Raw genomic sequence first — 19,020 nt, 5'->3', positions numbered from 1 at the left:
AAGAGTAAAGAAAATAGAGTGTAGAGAAGAGAGAATAAGAACTTGTTTTTGAATTTGATTTTGTTTTTGAACTTGACTCTTGAACTTGTTTTTAAAAAATATGTTAATAGACAACCATAATAGAGCAATAAATTACTTGAGATTGGCGGTGACGGACCGTTGCAATCTTCGTTGTAATTATTGCATGCCGGAAGAGGGAATTAACTTTGCCAAAAATGATAAGTTGTTTACCATAGATGAGTTGGTGAAATTAAGCAAGATTGTAGTTTCACAAGGCATAGATAAAATACGAATTACAGGTGGTGAACCATTTGTTCGTAAAGATTTAATGGTGTTGCTACGTAGTTTGTCAAAGTTAGATGGACTTAATGATATTTCTGTTACTACGAATGCAACTTTAATTGGTCCGTTTATAGATGAGCTGAAAGAACTAGGCATTAAAAATATTAATGTGAGTATGGATGCTATTAATCGTGAGACTTTTGAACGTATTACGCGCCGTAATCACTATGATGTGGTGTATAACAACATGATTCGGTTAATTACTGAAGGATTTAATGTTCGTGTTAATTTTATTGCTTTAGACGGTCAGAATACAGATGATATTCTACCTATGCTAGAGTTAACAAAACATTACAATGTATCTGTCCGTTATTTGGAAGAAATGCCTTTTAATGGCGGATCTAAAGAATTTCAGACTATCAAGTGGGATTTTAAGACCATACTTGAACATATAAGAAATGAGCATCCAGATTATTATAAATTAGAATCCCCAAAAACATCAACATCCATTAATTACAAGATTCCCGGTTTTAAAGGAACTTTTGGTGTAATTCCTTCTTTTAGTAGAACATTTTGTGGTAGTTGTAATCGTTTAAGAATATCGGCTACAGGTGATGTTATCACCTGTTTATATGCCAAGGCAAGTGCCAATCTTAGAGAAATTATGAGAGCTGATGATATGGAGGAGAATATTAAAAAGGAAATTTTAAAGGCTGTAGGCAGTCGTGCTAAAACAGGTTTTGAAGCACAAGAAAAATATAAAGACGTATTTAGTAATTCAATGACTTCAATAGGAGGATAATGCAGAAGAAATTATCACATATAGATGAATCTGGGAACGCTACCATGGTAGACGTTTCTCAAAAAAAAGTTTCGGTACGTACCGCAATTGCAAGTGGAACTATTAAGTTTCCGTCAGAGGTGTTCAAATCTTTGTCTGATCAAGATTTTGTGGGTAAAAAAGGAAGTATTGTACAAACAGCTGTAATTGCAGGTATACAGGGGGTAAAGAAAACATCAGAATTAATACCCTTATGCCATCAAATAAACCTATCAAAAATCAATATTGAAATTGAACCGGAATTTGATGCATTTCAGATTACTTGTACGGTAAAATGCAATGAAAAAACAGGTGTGGAAATGGAAGCTTTAACAGGAGTTTCTATTGCCGCGTTGACTATTTATGATATGTGCAAGGCCCTTTCACAAGATATCGTTATAGGGGCAATTCAATTAGAACAAAAAACAGGAGGGAAGAATGATTTCCAAAGATAAGTTATACGGCTTGGTGCTTTCCGGAGGTAAAAGCACAAGAATGGGAGAAGACAAGGGTTTAATTGCTTACCACAACCTACCACAACGAGAGTATTTATACCATTTGTTGAACGAGGTTTGTGATCAAACGTTTTTGAGTATCCGTAAAGATCAAGAGAAAGATATTTCAAACGATTTTGAAACTATAGTGGATAATGATGAATTTCGTGGTCCTTATAACGGATTATTATCTGCTCATAAAACTTATCCTGAAGCTGCTTGGTTGGTATTGGCGTGCGATTTACCGTTAATGGATAAAAAGGCTTTACAGGAGTTGGTTGCGGCGAGAAATGCAAACAAAATTGCTAGTGCTTTTGCAGATGCAGATAACCCGTTACCAGAGCCACTTTGTGCTATTTGGGAACCTGAAGCTTTACAAAAGTCTGTAACATATTTAGAAGCTGGTAATGGTTCTTGTCCAAGAAAATTCCTTATAAACTCAGATGTGAACTTGGTGTTTCCAAAACATAAAGAGGTATTGCTCAATGCAAATTCTAGAGCAGAATATGAAGAAGCGCTACTAAAAATAGCCCAATGAACGAGGAACGTTACCTAAGACAAATCACCTTAGACAGATTTGGAAATGAAGGTCAGCAAAAGCTAAATGAAGCCAAGGTATTAGTGGTTGGGGCTGGCGGACTAGGAATTCCTGTGCTGACTTATTTAAACGCTATGGGTGTTGGTACTTTGGGTGTTGTTGATGCTGATGTTGTTTCATTATCAAACCTTCATCGTCAGGTTTTATTTACCGAAGCTATGGTAGGTATCCCCAAGGTAGAGGCAATAAAAAGTCAATTATCAGCTCAAAATTCTACTACTACTATCCAGATTTACCAAACTTATTTAACGGTAGCAAATGCCCTTGATATTATTAAAAACTATGATATCGTTGTAGATGCTACGGATAACTTTCCCACTAGATATTTAATTAATGATGCCTGTGTAATTGCAAATAAGCCTTTTGTTTATGGTGCATTACACGCTTTTGAGGGGCAAGTAAGTGTGTTTAATTATAAAGGCGGACCAACATATCGTTGTTTGTTCCCCACAATGCCGGCGGCTGATGCTGTTCCTAACTGTAATGAGAATGGCGTGCTGGGTATTTTGCCTGGTATCATTGGTAACCTGCAAGCTTTAGAAGTGGTAAAGGTTATTGCAGGAATAGGAGAAGTGGTATCAGGTGTTTTATTGCTTTTTGATACTCTCAGTCAGCGTATGCAACGAATGAAATTTCAACTGCAACCGGGTAACAACGAGATAAAAACGCTGGCTACTAGTTATGAGTTTGACTGTGAACTTCCATTGAAATCTGTAGATGCTGTTGAGCTTCAGCAATTGCTTTCAGCTAAACCTGTTGAGTTGATAGATGTGCGAACCGATAAAGAATTTCAAAGGCAACATTTAAAAGAAGCCAAACATATTCCTTTAGGTGAATTAACAGATAGAGTAGCTGAGCTTAATTTGGAGGCTACCGTTTATGTCATATGCCAATCTGGCGTACGCAGTAAAAAAGCAATAGGCATTTTGCAAGGATTATTTCCGGGGAAAGATTTTGTTAATGTAATGGGAGGAATGAATAATATGAAGGATTATGTTGATACCTATTGAGCAACTACTACTTTTATCCGTTGGTTTTTTTATCATAGCTACATTATATTCTTCTGTAGGTTTTGGTGGTGGATCTAGCTATTTAGCTTTGTTGACGCTATTTTTAACAAGCTTTTTTGCCATAAGGTCAATTGCGTTGGTTTGTAATTTGGTGGTAGTTTCAGGTAGTACGTATCTGTATTTTAAAAATGGTCATGCAAAATTGAAAGATTTTCTACCCTTTGTTTTGGCAAGTATTCCGTTAGCGTATCTAGGAGCTACATATCGTTTAAAAGAGAATGTGTTTTTTATGATTTTGGGATGTTCTCTAATTCTATCGGCATTGTTTTTGGCTGTTCAAACCTTTGAAATCAATAAATCGAAAAAAGAGGTTGCAGCGTATCCGAATTATTTGAGTTATGTTCTTGGCGCTGGTATAGGTTTCCTATCTGGATTAGTAGGTATTGGTGGAGGTATTTTTTTAGCTCCGGTTCTAAATCACCTACGGTGGAATAAAGCCATAAAAATAGCTGCTCTGGCAAGTTTTTTTATTTTGGTAAATTCGGTTTCCGGTTTATTCGGATTAATAACTAGCCAATCGTTGTCATTACCATGGCGAGAAACAATTTGCTTGGTCATAGCAGTGCTTCTTGGCGGACAATTAGGTATTCGCATTAGCCTTAAAAAACTATCGCCAAATGGCATAAAAAGGATTACCGCCTTATTGGTATTTGTAGTGGGTATACGGGTCTTGTTGGTAAATGGACTAGGATTATTTTAGAAAGTCAAAATAATGAGTTTCAAATCTTCAAGAGTGCTGTTTTTAATATTTTATGTTTAATTCCATGATTACATTTAAAGAAGCGTACCAAAAAGTGTTAGACCATCCTCTAGATCTAGGAATAGAGAATGTGCCACTTTTAAATAGTTTGAATAGAATATTGGCAGAGGACATCTATGCCGATAGAGATTTTCCTCCCTTTGATCGCGCTACCAAAGACGGGATTGCCATTCAGTTCTCTGATTTAGCAAATAATAGACACGCTTTTAAAATAGAAGGAGTTGCTGCCGCTGGTGTAGTTCAGCAAGTTTTAAAAGATAAAAGCAATTGTTTGGAAGTGATGACAGGTGCTGTAGTGCCAAATCATTGCGATACCGTAGTTATGTATGAACATCTTACTATTGAAGATGGTGCGGTGACCATCACTAAGAATGTAACCAAGGGTCAGAATATACATTATCAGGGCAGCGATGAAAAAAAAGGAACACTTTTATTATCCAAAAGAAAAAAAATCAGTCCCGCAGAAATAGGTGTAATGGCTACTGTAGGGAAAGCAATGGTAATGGTTAAGGGAAACCCTAAGATTTGCACAGTTGCAACAGGAAATGAACTGGTTGAGGTTGATGAGATACCTAAACCACATCAAATACGGAAATCTAACATGCTTACGATTGAGTCGGCATTATTGAATTCTAAAATTGAAGCCGGTTCACTTCATTTGTTGGATGATAAAAAGGAAATTGAGCGAGAACTAGAAAAAGCTCTACAAGATAATGATGTGCTTCTATTGAGTGGAGGAGTATCTAAAGGAAAGTTCGATTTTATCCCGGAAGTAATGGAGTCATTGGGTGTAAAGAAAGTTTTTCATAGAGTACTACAAAGACCTGGTAAGCCATTTTGGTTTGGAATTCACCCTAAGCTGAAGACGGTAATTTTTTCTTTTCCAGGAAATCCGGTGTCTACATTTGCTAATTATCATCTCTATTTTTTACCTTGGTTGCAAACCTCATGGGGTATTTCAATAGATAAATTGTATATTAAGCTGAGCACGGCTATTACCATATCATTACCGTTAACCAGGTTTATACAGGTGAATACGGAAGAAAAAGAAGGGGTGTTATGGGCAACTCCTGTCATGGAAAATGGTTCTGGAGATTTAACCAGTCTGGCAAAGTCAGACGGATTTATCTGTCTAGAACCAAGAAATAAGGAGTATGAGGTTGGGGAGGTTGTATCCTTTGTTAAGACTAGGTAGTAATTAATTAAACGTTTCTGTATGAATTCTGTAGTAAAGAATATTTTGGGTGTCGTAGCCGGAATAGTAGTTGGTAGTATTGTAAATATGGGAATTATTATGATTAGTGGCTCCATAATTCCGCCACCGGAAGGTGGAGATATTACGACAATGGAAGGGTTAAAAGCAACTATGCATTTATTTGAGCCTAAAAATTTTATTTTTCCTTTTCTAGCCCATGCATTGGGAACTTTGGTAGGTGCTTTTGTAGCAACAAAAATAGCGGCAACAAGAAAAATGTTAATGGCTTTGATCGTTGGCTTGTTTTTCCTAATTGGCGGTACCGTAAATATTGCTATGCTTGGAGGTCCTATGTGGTTTACCGTTTTGGATATTTTAGTAGCTTATATGCCAATGGCATTTGTGGGCTATTTACTTGGTAAAAAATAGTTATACCTTATTTGTAACAAGAAAGAGGCTGTCTAAAATTCTAGACAGCCTCTTTTTTATGAATAATTTAAATGTATTATTTTCCTTCGTATTTGCCCATATAGCGTTTCCAAAGTTCAGTTTGGTGTGTTTCTAAAGAAACAGTTCTACCATCAATGAAAACATGTGTTAATTGATTGCCCGCCATTTCTAAAGCATCACCTTCAGATATAAAAAGTGTAGCACTCTTTCCATTTTCTAAAGTTCCGTAAAGGTCGTCTATGCCTAAAATTGTAGCGGTATTACCTGTTAATAATTGAACGGCTACTTCTTTATCTAAGCCTTGTTGTGCGGCTTGTCCTGCATAGAAAGGTAAATTTCTAGTTTGAAAATTTGCTGCATTCGAGTTTTGAATTCCCACTAATAAACCTGCATCTACTAACAACTTAGGTAGTTTGTAAGGTAAGTCATAATCATCGTCATCAAATACCGGAAGGTTATGAGTGTATTGTACTAAAACAGGAATATTGTTGCGCTTTAAAAAATCAGGAATTTTGTAGGCATGATAACCGCCAATTAAAACAACTTCTTTAGCGCCGTTAGATTTTAAAGTATTGATAGCATCAATAATCTGTTTTTCATCATTAGCATGCACATATAATTTTTGACTGCCATCAAAAACCCCTTGCATTGCCGCATAGGCTGGGTTTACTTCTTTTGTAGTAGATTTACCGTAAGCAGCGGCATTTTTGAAGAAGTTGGTAACTGCATCTATTTGTTCAGCATAATCTTTGTTTGGCTGGTATCCTGGATCTTCACCGGCCCACCAACGACCTTGCTTAAAAGTAGCAGGCCAGTTTAAGTGAACACCATCATCTACTTTTATGGCAGCATCTTCCCAGTTCCAGGCATCAAATTGTACAATGCTTGACGTACCTGAAATTCTACCTCCTGAAGGTGCTATCTGTCCAATAAGTACTCCGTTAGGGCGCATGCTTTCTACAACTTTGGATTCAGAGTTGTATGCGATTAAACTTCTAACATGAGGAATAAAATCGCCTATTTCGTCATCATCTTTTGATGCTCTCACGGCATCGATTTCTACTAAACCTAGTGTTTTGGAAGGTGCAATGAAACCTGGGTACACGTGTTTTCCGGTAGCATTGATTACTTTGCCCTTTCGTGCAATTTTCATTTTAGAATCCCCTACAAAAGTAATCTTCCCATCTTCAAACATGATCAGTGAACTTTCAATAACTTCTCCGTTACCCAAATGTGCCGTGGCGCCTTCTATGGTTATAGCTTCTGTTTGTTTAGAACCGGGCGTTTGTTGTGCCATCGCTGGTATGACCAGACCTAAGGCTATGATTATAGTTATAACTTTTTTCATTTGTATTGTTTTATGTTTTTTGAAATGTAGCGTGTTGATTTAAAGGCTTTCGCAAGTAAAATCTCTTTTTACACTTTGCTTTGGACCTTGTGTTTTTTTACCACTACTTTTTTCATCAAGCATCATGGTTACCAATTCATTTCTTTCTTTTTTAATTTTCTCACGGTTTTTCTTATCCGTTTCTAAATCAAAATAAGTAACACCTTCGATCATCGTTTTTTCTGCTTTGGTATATACAGATAGCGGGCTACCGGACCATAAAACAAGATCAGCATCTTTACCTTCTTTTATACTACCTACACGGTCATCTAAATGTAAAAGTTTGGCAGGATTTATGGTTACCATTTTCCAAGCTTCTAATTCGGTCATACCACCATATTTAATTGTTTTTGCAGCTTCTTGATTTAATCTTCTGATCATTTCACGGTCATCACTATTAATAGCGGTAACAACACCTTGCTTTTGCATTATTGCGGCATTGTAAGGTATAGCGTCGTTTACTTCAAATTTATACGCCCACCAGTCGCTAAAGGTACCGGCACCAACGCCGTGTTCAGCCATTTTATCGGCTACTTTATATCCTTCTAATATATGGGTAAATGTGTTTATTCTGAAACCAAAATGTTCAGCAACCTTCATCATCATGTTAATTTCACTCTGTACATAGGAGTGACAGGAGATAAAACGTTCTCCGTTAATTATCTCGGCCAGTACTTCCATTTCCTCATCATAACGATAAGGTTCCCCGTTTTTCTTTTTGGTATCATATTCCTTAGCTCTTTGAAAGTAGTTCATGTACAATTGTTCTACACCCATACGTGTTTGTGGAAAACGAGAAAAACTGCCCCAGTTACTTTGCTTTACATTTTCGCCAAGGGCGAATTTGATGAACTTGGGAGAGTTGTCGTAAATTAATCCGTCTGCTTCTTCACCCCATTTTAATTTTAAAATTGCCGATCTACCCCCAATTGGGTTTGCAGAACCATGCAGTAATTGAAGTGATGTAACACCACCTGCAAGAGAATGATAAATACCCATATGTTCTGGATCCACTACATCTTCCATTTTTACCTCTGCAGAACTGTTCTGACCTGCTTCGTTTACGGCTAAAGCGGCAATATGACTGTGCTCGTCAATAATACCTGCAGTTAAGTGTTTCCCCGTTGCATCAATAACGGTTGCGCCGCCAGCACTGAGGTCTTTTCCTATTTTAACGATTTTTCCGTTTTTAACCAATACATCCGTATTTTCCAAAATTCCGGCATCTTCACTGGTCCAAACCGTTGCATTTTTAAATAAGGTATTTTGTGCTTTTGGTTTAGATGCAAATCCGTATCCTACATTTGGGAAGGTTACCGGCATGACTTTTATAACATCTTCTTTTTTCTTTTTCTCAGCTTCTTTTTTGGTGAAAGATTTAGATTTAGTAGCTGTAAATTGTGATTCTGTACCGTCTGGTAAAACCAAACGACCGGTGAGGTTATCTGATGCTTTAGTAACTGCACCAATCATTCTATATGTTTTTTTGCCTTTATCGGTAGCAAATGATAACGTTACCCAATTGTCATTGTAAGCAATCTTTGAGTTTAATTTGGTAGTGTCCTGTTTTACCTCAATCTTAGGTTTTGAAATTTCTCCGGTTATAGAAAAAGCATACGATTTTCCTTGCACGGTTAAGTTGTAATCCCCACGAATGTCTTTTATATCCATTGCATTAACAACACTTTTTGTGCCTTGAACCCAGTTTTCGTAAAGCGTAATAGATTTATCAAAGACATCGCCAGAGGTGATCAAGAAGTTGGCTAGAGCACCAGTTTTTAAAGAACCTATTTCATTTGATTTACCTAGTATTTGCGCAGGTACCGTAGTCAAAGCTTCTAGCGCTTTGGTAGTGGAAAGTCCGTATTCAATGGCTTTCATCAACTTCTCCTTGAACTTTGCAGGAGATTTTAGGTCATGGGTAGTTAGGGAGAACTGAATTCCGTTGTCTGCCAATACCTTTGGGTTAGAAGGAGCCTGGTTCCAATATCGCATATCTTGTAAAGAAACGTACCCCACAGCATACGGATTAGAAACATCATACGCATCTGGGAAATTAAGAGGTACTATGAACTTGGCATTGGTTTCTTTAATTTCCTCTATACGTTCAAATTCATTACCTCCACCTAAAATAGTGTATTGTATGCCGTTGGCATCTCCTATCTTATCGGCTCGTAAATCATGGGATTTATCTTTGGCTTCAAAAATTTGAACTAAGTTCTTATTTTCATTCAATGCCTGTAAAGATAGATCGGTTGTGGTTGCATTGCCTTTGGCATACCAATCTGCATCACTATACATTTGTCTTAATAAGGCTAACGCTCCCATTAATGATCCTGGATAGGACTGACTTTTTTCAATACTTTTAGTTAAAGAAAAATATTGAGCAGAGCGGTCGTCTAAAATCCTATTTGCATTGGTGCCACTACCATTTAAGGCAATAAGAACACCGGTGCCTCTGGCGATACCGTCATGTATATGAGAATTTACGACACCAAAACCAGCTTCGCGCAACACTTTTGCTTCTTTATCATCATAATTAAATTTTTCAATTGCCTTGTTTTCTGGCATAATATGGTCGTTCCAATAATAGCCTTCCCTAGAAGGTTCATATTGAGCAGAACGTCCGCCACTGGGCTTCTTTTTTGCTTGTTCTACACCAAATTTGGAGTATATGTCAATAAAGGATGGATAAATAGATTTTCCTTCTAAATCGATAACAACGGCATTTTTTGGAATGCTAACAGTGCTAGAAGCGCTGACAACTTTGCCGTGCTGGATTAATAACGTTCCTTTTTTGATGACTTCAGTTGGAGTGATGAAGATTTTTGCATTTGTAAAAGCCGTGTAGTTATTGTTATTGACTTTTACCCCTGCATTTTCGGGAAAATAATCTTGTGCAGTTAAAAGTGAACCATACCCAAGTAGGCATAGTACAAAAAATAGTTTTCTCATTACGTTAGGTTTGAATTAGTATTTTAAAAATACTGGGATTACACAGTAAACACGGTCTATTTCACTTTTGTTTAACACTTGGGTAAGTGGTAATTGAGAAAAGCTATTATTTTCTTAAAATTTTATAAAAAGGGCGATTATTTTAATGAATGATTGTGAAATCCTAACCTGTTTTAAAGAGGATGGTCTTTATGGTAGGCAACTAAGAACAGTACTACGGCACTATAACTTCTAATACCTTCTTTTTGGTTGTTGGCCTTTAAAAATGTATCGAATATTGATTTGAATACAGGTTCCATAGGGTTCTCGTAAGAATTCCAAAAAATAGCCATTTCTTGAAAGTTGCTTTTTACACCAGAATTCAATTGCAACATTAACTTATCAAAATCTTCGGTATTGGTTCTTCTTATGTCATTTAAACAATAGCCTAGGCCGTAAGCATATGCTGCATATTTAAAATAGAGGTCCTTATTGTTAGAGGTAACTAGATAACCTATAAAATTTGTTTCGTTTTCTGCAGAGTAGCCAATCTGATGTCCTACTTCATGACCGGCAACAAAAGGAAATCTAAAGTTGGGGAGTAGACCGTTTACCTGTGCCTCGTTCGTAAATGGATTTAAATATCCGGCGTAACCCATATATGTTAGGCCTGTACTGAATAATGATTTTTTAATGCTTGGTCTATCGTAAGCTAAAAAAGGATGTATTGTTTTTAAATGGTCGTAACCTTGAATTGTTTTTTTGAAAATCTCCTTTTGGGAATACGGAATTTTGACTGCTAAACTTGAGTCATTTGTTATCGTTACTTGGCTTTCGTTCGTTTTCTGAATTAAGCGTTCTGTGAAATCCAGTAAATCTTGATAATCTTTATTAGGAACCAACTCTAACTTTTTAGCTAAAGGTTCTCTATAATAATTCATACCCCACATGACATGGAATGTGAAATAAGCGACAGAGAGTACCACGGCTACATTTTGTAAGAACAGAAGTTTATGTTGCCATATATAAGTTCTATTTTTAATGAGATAGAGCAGGGTAAGTAGTATTAAAACGAAATAAATAATATCGCCCACGGAAAATGGAACCCAACCAAAAAGAAGCCTAAAGAATTTTGAAATTACAGGGTATATACCATTACTGTAGTACTGTTCCACTAAATAGCTACGGGTAGCCAGCCATTTTACAATAATGACCTGAGGGATCAAAGAAATAACAATGGCATTTTTAAAAGATATCTTCATTATCTCAAAAATAGCGAAATCCTTTTTCTATCAGTATTTTTGTAGGCGCTAACCACGAAAAAAAATGTATGGATATTAAGAAATTAAAACCTACTTCCGTTTGGAAGAATTTTTCTAGATTAAATGCGGTACCTAGACCCTCTAAAAAGGAGGAAAGGGTAATCAGTTTTATGTTGGAGTTTGGTAATGGTCTTGGTTTAGAAACCTTCTCTGATGAAATAGGGAATGTTATCATTAGAAAACCTGCCACCAAAGGCATGGAAGATAAGAAAATGATTACGCTGCAAAGTCATTTAGATATGGTACATCAAAAAAATGCAGATACCGTTTTTGATTTTGAAACTCAAGGTATAGAAATGTATGTTGATGGTGATTGGGTAAAAGCGAACGGAACCACATTAGGGGCTGATAATGGTATGGGAGTTGCTGCAATTATGGCGCTTTTAGAAAGTGACGATATACAGCATCCTGCTCTTGAAGCTTTGTTTACTATTGATGAAGAAACTGGTATGACTGGTGCTTTTGAATTGAAAGCGGGTGTATTGAAAGGCGAAATTCTTCTAAATCTAGATACGGAGGAAGATGACGAAATTGATATTGGTTGTGCAGGTGGTATAGATGTTACGGCAACTAGAACCTACAATGAAAAAGAAGGTGCACACGGTGATGCCGGTTTAGAGATTACGGTTAAAGGTCTAAAAGGCGGTCATAGCGGTATGGATATTCATAAAGGTTTGGGCAATGCCAATAAAATTATGAACAGATTACTTTTTCTAGGTCTGGAGTATAATGTTCGTATCAGCTCATTGAACGGCGGTAGTCTTAGAAATGCAATACCTAGAGAAAGTGTTTGTAAATTAAATATAGGTAGAAAGCATACCGATAAATTCCTTAAAAAGATTCAGGAACTTTCTGAAGCAATAAAGACAGAATTACGCGTTCAAGAACCAGATTTGCAGGTAGCGTTAAAAGTTATGAAGCCTGCGAAAAAGGTAATGGGTCTTGGTGCTCAAGAAAAACTGGTTAAAGCAGTATATGCTGCACATAATGGCGTGTATGCCATGAGTAGTGCAATTGATGGATTGGTGGAGACTTCTAATAATATTGCAATTGTAAAGGTTGGAAAAGGAGAAATATCTATTGGGTGTTTAACGCGCTCATCGGTTGATACCGCTAAGTTAGATTTGGCCAACTCTCTGCGCTCCGCTTTTGAGATTAGTGGTTTTAAAGTTGAATTTAGTGGTGCTTACCCAGGCTGGAACCCTAATCCGCATTCTGAAATATTGACTGTGGCTAAAAACACATATCTTAATTTGTTCAAAGAAGAGCCTAGGGTTGTTGCTTGTCATGCAGGTTTAGAGTGTGGTATTCTGGGCCAGAACTACCCTGAGGTGGATATGGTGAGTTTTGGACCCACCATTCTTGGAGCCCACTCGCCAGACGAGCGTGTAAGTATTTCATCTGTGCAGAAATTTTGGAGTTTACTCTTAGAGATTTTAAAGCATACAAATTAGAATTTTAGGTATAAAAAAGCCCTTTAGTTTTCACTAAAGGGCTTTTTTTATTTCTTATAATTATTGGGTTAGACCCGTAATTTCTAAATCAAATATTAAATCTGCATCTGGTGGAATTGGACCGCCACCTTGTGCTCCATAACCTAAATGAGACGGAATGAACAAACGAACTTTATCACCAACTTTCATGGTTAAAAGTCCTTCTCTGAATCCTGCAATTAAGCGAGATTCCGGAGAATAATCCATTGGAACCGGCATATAGCCACCACCTTGTTGTCTTTTAATATCGAACATACCGTATTTTTGAGCAATCTCTTCATAGTTGCTATCAAATAATGTACCGTCCATTAAATAACCGGCGTACATTACATTAACTTTCTGACCTACTTTTGGTTTTTCTCCAGAACCACTTTCTAAGGTTACTACTTTAAGACCGGAAGCCAATGTTTTTGCATTTGCTTTTTGAGCTTCAACAGAAGAAGCAAATTCTGCCTTTATTTTTTGAACTTTAGCTAATTTTTCAGCTTTCTCTTTTTCAATGGCCGCAAGTCTTTCTTCTTCACCATCAAAATAATCTGTCATGATTTGAACAGCGTCAAATTTACGTGCCTCTTTACCGTTTCTAATAATTTCAACGGTATTCATAATTACTGGTTCTACAGGTTTGTTACCTGCGCCTACAGCAACATTTGCAATAGAATCAACAACACTCATCCCTTCTACTACTTCACCAAAAACAGTATGTTTGTTATCTAGCCAAGGTGTTTCTTTATGTGTAATGAAAAACTGACTACCATTAGTTGTTGGTCCTGAGTTGGCCATTGAAAGGATACCTTTTTTGTCATGCACCAAAGAATCATTGAATTCATCCATAAATTTATAACCTGGGTTTCCGGTTCCTTGCCCTAAAGGATCTCCACCTTGAATCATGAAGTCTTTCATAATTCTATGAAAAGTTAAGCCGTCATAGTATTTTTTACCTTTGTATTCTTCACTTACAAAAGTATTTGTTCCTTCTGCCAAAGAGATAAAGTTTGCAACCGTAACGGGGGTCTTATCTTGCTCTAAACGAACAATAATATCGCCTTTAGAAGTTTTTATATCCGCAAATAAACCGTCTCCTAAATCAGCTCTTTTACTGGTTTTACAGCTAGCTAAGACTAAGCTTACAATTGCAATCAGGTACATTTTTTTAATCATAATGGTCATTTTAATTTACTGTGTTGTCTTGTTGTTTTTCTATCTTTAATATGGTAATTGTAGATTTAAGGGGAACATTGCTGCCTATTTTGTTTTCGTCGCCATGGTAGCCAAATGCTATAGAAGATGGGAAAAGAAATGTAGCTCGCTCATTTTCTTTTAGCATTTTAACGGCATCCCTAAGTCCTAAGAACAATTCTTGTTTGTCAACCTTATAAGTAACAATGCCAATTTCATCTTGAGAATAAATAGTGTCGTTGTCTAAAGTTAATAGGTCATAGGTAAATGCTATTAAGTCATCTGTTTTGGGGGTGTAATCACTTTCTTCGTTAACGGTTAAATAATGATACCATGATCCAGAATTGCTGTGAGAATAATGTTTTAAAGAATCAAGTTCTATAATATCTTTAATCTTGCTTTCTTCTGCTTCCAATAGTTTCTTGCTTCTTTCAATAGACGCTTTAAAGAAACTTCCACTTTTTGTCTGAATTGGTTTTCTTGGTTCAGGTCCGTCACAACCTACTATCAATAGGTATAAAAATAAAAATGAAACTAATCTCATGGTTGTAATTGATTCTTATACAAAGGTAGTAACGAAATAAATTTAGTTATGGTATCTTCGATATTGTCATCACTTTTACCGCCTGCCGCATTTGTATGTCCACCACCGCTAAAGTGTTTTCTTGCAAAATCATTTACAGAAAACTCACCTACGGATCTAAATGAGATTTTGTAAATGCCTTCTTCCCTGTTTTCTATAAATATGACTGCGAACTTAATGCCATCTAAAGTTAAACCGTAATTTACAAAGCCTTCAGTATCTCCTTTCTGGTAGTTATAAGCGTCTAATTCGTCTTGACTTAAGGTAATGTAAGCTGTTGAATATTCTTCAAGAATTACCATATTCTTTAGTGCGCAGCCTAACAAGTGTAGACGGCTTGGAGAATTGGTGTCATAAATGCGATGATGTATTTCTGTGCCTTCTGCACCTTTATCCATGAGATCTGCAATTACCCTATGCGTATTGCTAGTCGTAGCTGCAAATTTAAATGAACCGGTATCTGTCATAATACCTGTGTAAATGCAGTTTGCTATTTCAGGAGTTATGCTATTCTCGTCACCTAATTGATTAATAAGTACGTAAACCATTTCACAAGTAGAGCTCATTTTTACATCTGAGTACATGATTTTAGCATAATCTGATGGCTCTTGGTGGTGGTCTACCATTACAAAAGTAGCGGTTGCAGATTCTAAAACAGCACTCATTTGACCAACGCGACCTAGATGGTTGAAGTCTAAGGTAAATATAATGTCAGCATTGTTGATGCAAGCTTTAGATTGTGAATTTTCTTTTTCAAAATTCAAAATCTTATCTGAGCCTGGCATCCATTTTAAAAATTTGGGATAATCATTGGGGGCAACAATGCTTGCCGTATGACCGGTATTGACCAGGTAATGCCACAGAGCCAAGGTGGATCCAATGGCGTCCCCATCTGGATTTTTATGTGGTATAATTGCTATTTTCTTTGGCGAAGAAAGTAATTTTTTTAGCTTATTCAGGTGCTCTAAATTCATGGCGGCAAAGATACAATTTAATAATATAGGGGTTAAACCGAATACCTTAATTTTACCCAGACTTAATGATCTGAAATGAAAATTATATATTTTATTGTTTGCGCACTTTTCCTAATGGGTTGTTCATTAAATAAGAAACTAATAGGAGATAAAACAACAAATGTCAATTTTGTATTGGCTTTTGGTTCTTGCAATAGAGTTGATTTACCTAATCTCTTATGGGATGATGTTTTAAATGCCAAGCCAGATGTTTGGGTGTGGGGCGGTGATAATATTTATGCAGATACGGATGATATGGTGGCTTTGAGGTCAATGTATAATGTGCAAAAAGAGCAACCTGAATATAAAAAGCTAACGGCAACTACAGATATTCTAGGTACTTGGGATGATCATGACTATGGTCTAAATGACGGCGGAGTAGAATTTGAAGCTAAAGATGCCAGTCAGCAAGAGTTTTTGAATTTCATGAATGTGCCAGATGAAAGCCCGCTACGAAAGCAACAAGGGGTTTATAATTCAAGGAAATATGATGTAGATGGTCACTCTATTAATATTATTATACTTGATACTCGGTATTTTAGAACAAAATTGACTCCAGATACAGAAACCAAAAAAAGGTTGAAACCAAATGAATATGGAGAAGGAACCATGTTGGGGGAAGTACAATGGAACTGGTTGAAAAAAGAACTGAATTCATCTAAATCTGATTTTAATATTATTGTAAGCAGTGTACAGTATTTGTCTCATGAACACGGTTTTGAGGCTTGGGGTAATTTTCCTCATGAAGTAGATAAACTAGCAAGCGTTATTTCAGATTCAAAAGCAGCGGGTGTTATTGTTTTATCTGGGGACAGACATATTTCTGAATTTTCAAAAACCAAAATAGACGGTATGGGTTATCCGGTAATAGATTTTACCAGTAGCGGTCTTACGCATGCCTATAAGGGTTTTGCTGGAGAGCCTAATAAATATAGGGTAGGCGAGGTGGTATTTACCGAAAGTTTTGGAATTTTAGAGTTTAATTTTGAAGCTAAAAAGGTTGATTTTAAGATAGTTGGGGGTAACGGAATAGTGTTGGGGAAATTAGAACAAGTCTACGAATAGTTGTGAGATATGTGGAAAAACGTATTTTTGCGCAAAAATTAAGATATGAGTACGAATAGAACGTTTACAATGATCAAACCAGATGCCGTTAAAAACGGTCATATTGGGGCTATATTAGAAAAAATTACCGCTGCTGGTTTCAAAATCGTAGCAATGAAATATACACAATTGAGCTTAAGAGATGCGCAAGAATTTTATGGTGTACATAGAGAGCGTCCTTTCTTTGGAGAATTAGTTGAATTCATGACAAGCGGTACAATTGTAGCGGCTATCTTAGAAAAAGAAAATGCAGTTGAGGATTTTAGAGCGTTGATCGGTGCTACTAACCCTGCAGATGCAGCTGAAGGTACTATTCGTAAAATGTTTGCTACTAGTATTGGTGAAAATGCAGTACATGGTTCTGATAGTGATGAGAATGCAGCTATTGAAGGCTCATTCCATTTTTCAGGTAGAGAAATTTACTAAGACCAATTATAAGATATAAAAAATGCCAGCTTGAAAGAGCTGGCATTTTTTATATCTAGTATTTTCCAACAGCCAACAACTATCTCAGTACTAATTTTTTTACGACCTCTTTTCCTATTTCTTCATTGAGCATGCGTATAATTTTAGATTTCCCCAAGCTTAATTCTTCTCGTAAAACAGAGGAACTTAAAGCAACGTAAAGGGTGCCAAACTTTAATTCAATCTCTGTAGTATAATTATTTACCCCGTTGCCCATAAGTTTGGCCCATGCCTCTCTGGCATCAACCTTATCTATTCCTTTTTCTAGTTTATTCTTTTGTATAAATGCAGAAAGTGCATCTTTCATTGAAGTATTATCGTTGCCTCTACTTGCCATTATGGGGTTATGTTTATAGGTTCAAATTTGTTGTAGTGATAAGTCGTACCTTGGTTGTTCTTTACCGAGAAACTCTCTTTAGATAGTTGTGTTAATACTTCTTCCCAGATGTTAGCGTTATTGCTGTAACTCATATAAACAGAGTCGTTGGAGATTCTGATTACGAAAGGTTCTGCATCATTAGAGGTTTCAAAAGTACCATTAAATTTAGGATCTACTTTTTTTCTGAAACCTTTTAACGAATCTAATTGTATATAGTCAATAGTACTGTTAATTGAGTACTCTTTTTTAGCTCCATCCTTAAAGGTTACTTCCTTAATTTCCCAATAACCGTTTAAAAGGTGTAATTGATTCTTATCTATTTTAGAGTTGCAAGAAATAAGAACTAAAGAGCAAATAATAAGTAATTTTTTCATTATTACAATTTAAATATTTTATACGATTGATGAATTTTTTTAACAACACTTTCGGTGCGATCGGCATGGGTGTCGCTAATGAATATTTGTCCGAAATTTTCATCATTCACTAATGTGATGATATGAGAAACCCTATGCTCATCCAACTTATCAAAAATATCATCTAAAATTAATATTGGGGTAGTGCCGCTTTGCGATTTCATAAAATGAAACTGAGCAAATTTTAAAGCGATTAAAAAAGACTTCTGTTGACCTTGGCTACCAAATTTTTTAATAGGATAATTGCTGATTTCAAAATTGAGGTCGTCTTTATGAACACCTACGCTGGTATACTGCAACGCTCTATCCTTATCTAGGTTTTTGTTTAAAAGGGTGAGCAGATCGTAATCTTTCAATTTACTATTGTAAGAAAGGGATACGTCTTCCGTATTGCCGGTGATAGATTTGTACTGTTCTTGAAAAATAGGAATAAACGCTTCTAAGAAAGAGGTTCTTTTATTAAAGATTTCAGTACCATACGTTTCCATCTGCTCATTATACACCGCCAAAGTATCTGTATTGAACGTTCTATTGGCTGCAAAATATTTCAGTAAGGCATTTCTTTGTGAAACCACCTTATTGTAATTCATAAGGTTTTGTAAATAGCTTTTGTCTGATTGAGAGATAACACCATCAATAAATTTTCTACGTGTATCACTCCCTTCTATAATGAGGTCTCTATCTGCCGGAGAAATAATGACCAAAGGCAAAAGACCAATGTGGTCGGCAAACCGGTCATAGGCTTTACCATTTCTTTTAATGATTTTCTTATTGTTTTTCTTTAAGCTGCAAACAATTTTCTCTTCTCTACCTTCTTTTTCAAAAGTACCATCGATCACGAAAAAATCTGATCCATGACGAATGTTTTGAGAAGAAACAGGGTTGAAATAACTTTTACCGAACGATAAATGGTAGATGGAGTCAAGAATGTTTGTTTTCCCTATTCCGTTATCACCAACAAAACAATTTATTTTAGCGTCGAACACTAGCTCTTTGGACTCAAAATTTTTGTAATTGATCAATGATAATTGTCTCAGCAGCATTAATAAAATCGGGTTTTAGATTTGGAAGAATGTAAA

19 protein-coding genes are annotated in these 19,020 nt (G+C 36.2%); 10 read left to right on the top strand and 9 right to left on the bottom strand.

The window, feature by feature from the left end:
- Positions 1-100: 100 nt before the first annotated feature.
- The 7 genes from moaA (at position 101) to BW936_RS11905 (ending at position 5,648) form a co-directional block, all read left to right on the top strand.
- Entirely contained in the window at positions 101-1,084 is a 984-nt protein-coding gene (gene moaA / locus BW936_RS11935) for a GTP 3',8-cyclase MoaA (protein WP_076548624.1), read from the top strand.
- Entirely contained in the window at positions 1,084-1,557 is a 474-nt protein-coding gene (gene moaC / locus BW936_RS11930) for a cyclic pyranopterin monophosphate synthase MoaC (protein WP_076548623.1), read from the top strand. The genes moaA and moaC overlap by 1 nt, the downstream gene beginning before the upstream one ends.
- Positions 1,541-2,134, top strand: coding sequence for an NTP transferase domain-containing protein (locus BW936_RS11925; RefSeq protein ID WP_076548622.1), 594 nt, complete (start codon positions 1,541-1,543; stop codon positions 2,132-2,134). Before moaC ends, BW936_RS11925 begins: the two co-directional genes overlap by 17 nt.
- Positions 2,131-3,204, top strand: a complete 1,074-nt coding sequence (locus BW936_RS11920; RefSeq protein ID WP_076548621.1) for a HesA/MoeB/ThiF family protein — start codon at positions 2,131-2,133, stop codon at positions 3,202-3,204. Before BW936_RS11925 ends, BW936_RS11920 begins: the two co-directional genes overlap by 4 nt.
- Positions 3,188-3,964: a sulfite exporter TauE/SafE family protein gene (locus BW936_RS11915; protein ID WP_076548620.1), complete on the top strand. Its 777-nt coding sequence runs from the start codon at positions 3,188-3,190 to the stop codon at positions 3,962-3,964. Before BW936_RS11920 ends, BW936_RS11915 begins: the two co-directional genes overlap by 17 nt.
- Before the next feature lie 64 nt (positions 3,965-4,028).
- The gene (locus tag BW936_RS11910; protein ID WP_076548619.1) at positions 4,029-5,219 is read left to right on the top strand and encodes a molybdopterin molybdotransferase MoeA; all 1,191 of its coding nucleotides are present in this window, start codon (positions 4,029-4,031) and stop codon (positions 5,217-5,219) included.
- A gap of 21 nt (positions 5,220-5,240) precedes the next feature.
- Positions 5,241-5,648, top strand: coding sequence for a hypothetical protein (locus tag BW936_RS11905; RefSeq protein WP_076548618.1), 408 nt, complete (start codon positions 5,241-5,243; stop codon positions 5,646-5,648).
- Between the two features lie 76 nt (positions 5,649-5,724).
- On the opposite strand, the gene BW936_RS11900 is transcribed toward BW936_RS11905, so the two are convergent.
- The 3 genes from BW936_RS11900 to BW936_RS11890 all read right to left on the bottom strand — a co-directional run bounded on the left by BW936_RS11900 (position 5,725) and on the right by BW936_RS11890 (position 11,252).
- On the bottom strand, positions 5,725-7,017 hold the full coding sequence (locus tag BW936_RS11900) for an amidohydrolase family protein (RefSeq protein ID WP_076548617.1): 1,293 nt from the start codon (positions 7,015-7,017) through the stop codon (positions 5,725-5,727).
- 39 nt (positions 7,018-7,056) lie between these two features.
- The gene (locus BW936_RS11895; RefSeq protein WP_076548616.1) at positions 7,057-10,011 is read right to left on the bottom strand and encodes an amidohydrolase family protein; all 2,955 of its coding nucleotides are present in this window, start codon (positions 10,009-10,011) and stop codon (positions 7,057-7,059) included.
- Between the two features lie 173 nt (positions 10,012-10,184).
- Entirely contained in the window at positions 10,185-11,252 is a 1,068-nt protein-coding gene (locus BW936_RS11890) for a DUF3810 domain-containing protein (RefSeq protein WP_076548615.1), read from the bottom strand.
- 68 nt (positions 11,253-11,320) lie between these two features.
- Here BW936_RS11890 and BW936_RS11885 point away from each other — a divergent pair, with 68 nt between their 5' ends.
- Complete coding sequence (locus BW936_RS11885; protein WP_076548614.1) at positions 11,321-12,766, top strand: aminoacyl-histidine dipeptidase; 1,446 nt, start codon at positions 11,321-11,323, stop codon at positions 12,764-12,766.
- Between the two features lie 60 nt (positions 12,767-12,826).
- On the opposite strand, the gene BW936_RS11880 is transcribed toward BW936_RS11885, so the two are convergent.
- Genes BW936_RS11880 through BW936_RS11870 form a run of 3 tightly spaced genes read right to left on the bottom strand, consistent with a single transcriptional unit; the run spans position 12,827 to position 15,541 of the window.
- Entirely contained in the window at positions 12,827-13,966 is a 1,140-nt protein-coding gene (locus tag BW936_RS11880) for a peptidylprolyl isomerase (protein ID WP_076548683.1), read from the bottom strand.
- Positions 13,967-13,976: 10 nt separating this feature from the next.
- Entirely contained in the window at positions 13,977-14,528 is a 552-nt protein-coding gene (gene gldI, locus BW936_RS11875) for a gliding motility-associated peptidyl-prolyl isomerase GldI (RefSeq protein WP_076548613.1), read from the bottom strand.
- The gene (locus tag BW936_RS11870) at positions 14,525-15,541 is read right to left on the bottom strand and encodes a DHH family phosphoesterase (protein WP_076548612.1); all 1,017 of its coding nucleotides are present in this window, start codon (positions 15,539-15,541) and stop codon (positions 14,525-14,527) included. Before BW936_RS11870 ends, gldI begins: the two co-directional genes overlap by 4 nt.
- A gap of 75 nt (positions 15,542-15,616) precedes the next feature.
- Here BW936_RS11870 and BW936_RS11865 point away from each other — a divergent pair, with 75 nt between their 5' ends.
- Both BW936_RS11865 and BW936_RS11860 read left to right on the top strand, forming a co-directional pair.
- Positions 15,617-16,645 carry an alkaline phosphatase D family protein gene (locus BW936_RS11865; protein ID WP_076548611.1) on the top strand — a complete coding sequence of 343 codons (1,029 nt, stop codon included), beginning with the start codon at positions 15,617-15,619 and terminating at the stop codon, positions 16,643-16,645.
- Positions 16,646-16,690: 45 nt separating this feature from the next.
- The gene (locus BW936_RS11860; RefSeq protein ID WP_036153417.1) at positions 16,691-17,110 is read left to right on the top strand and encodes a nucleoside-diphosphate kinase; all 420 of its coding nucleotides are present in this window, start codon (positions 16,691-16,693) and stop codon (positions 17,108-17,110) included.
- A 79-nt stretch (positions 17,111-17,189) separates the two neighbouring features.
- Here BW936_RS11860 and BW936_RS11855 read toward each other — a convergent pair whose 3' ends face one another.
- From BW936_RS11855 to recF, 3 genes are read right to left on the bottom strand one after another with little or no spacing between them, the layout of a single operon-like run.
- Complete coding sequence (locus BW936_RS11855) at positions 17,190-17,486, bottom strand: DciA family protein (protein WP_076548610.1); 297 nt, start codon at positions 17,484-17,486, stop codon at positions 17,190-17,192.
- On the bottom strand, positions 17,486-17,902 hold the full coding sequence (locus BW936_RS11850; RefSeq protein WP_076548609.1) for a lipocalin family protein: 417 nt from the start codon (positions 17,900-17,902) through the stop codon (positions 17,486-17,488). The genes BW936_RS11855 and BW936_RS11850 overlap by 1 nt, the downstream gene beginning before the upstream one ends.
- A gap of 2 nt (positions 17,903-17,904) precedes the next feature.
- Entirely contained in the window at positions 17,905-18,984 is a 1,080-nt protein-coding gene (recF, locus tag BW936_RS11845; protein ID WP_076548608.1) for a DNA replication/repair protein RecF, read from the bottom strand.
- Positions 18,985-19,020: the final 36 nt, after the last annotated feature.

Source organism: Maribacter ulvicola, from assembly GCF_900155985.1.
In the GTDB taxonomy this organism is placed as follows: Bacteria; Bacteroidota; Bacteroidia; order Flavobacteriales; family Flavobacteriaceae; genus Maribacter; species Maribacter ulvicola.
This window is presented reverse-complemented; position numbering and strand designations above follow the sequence as displayed.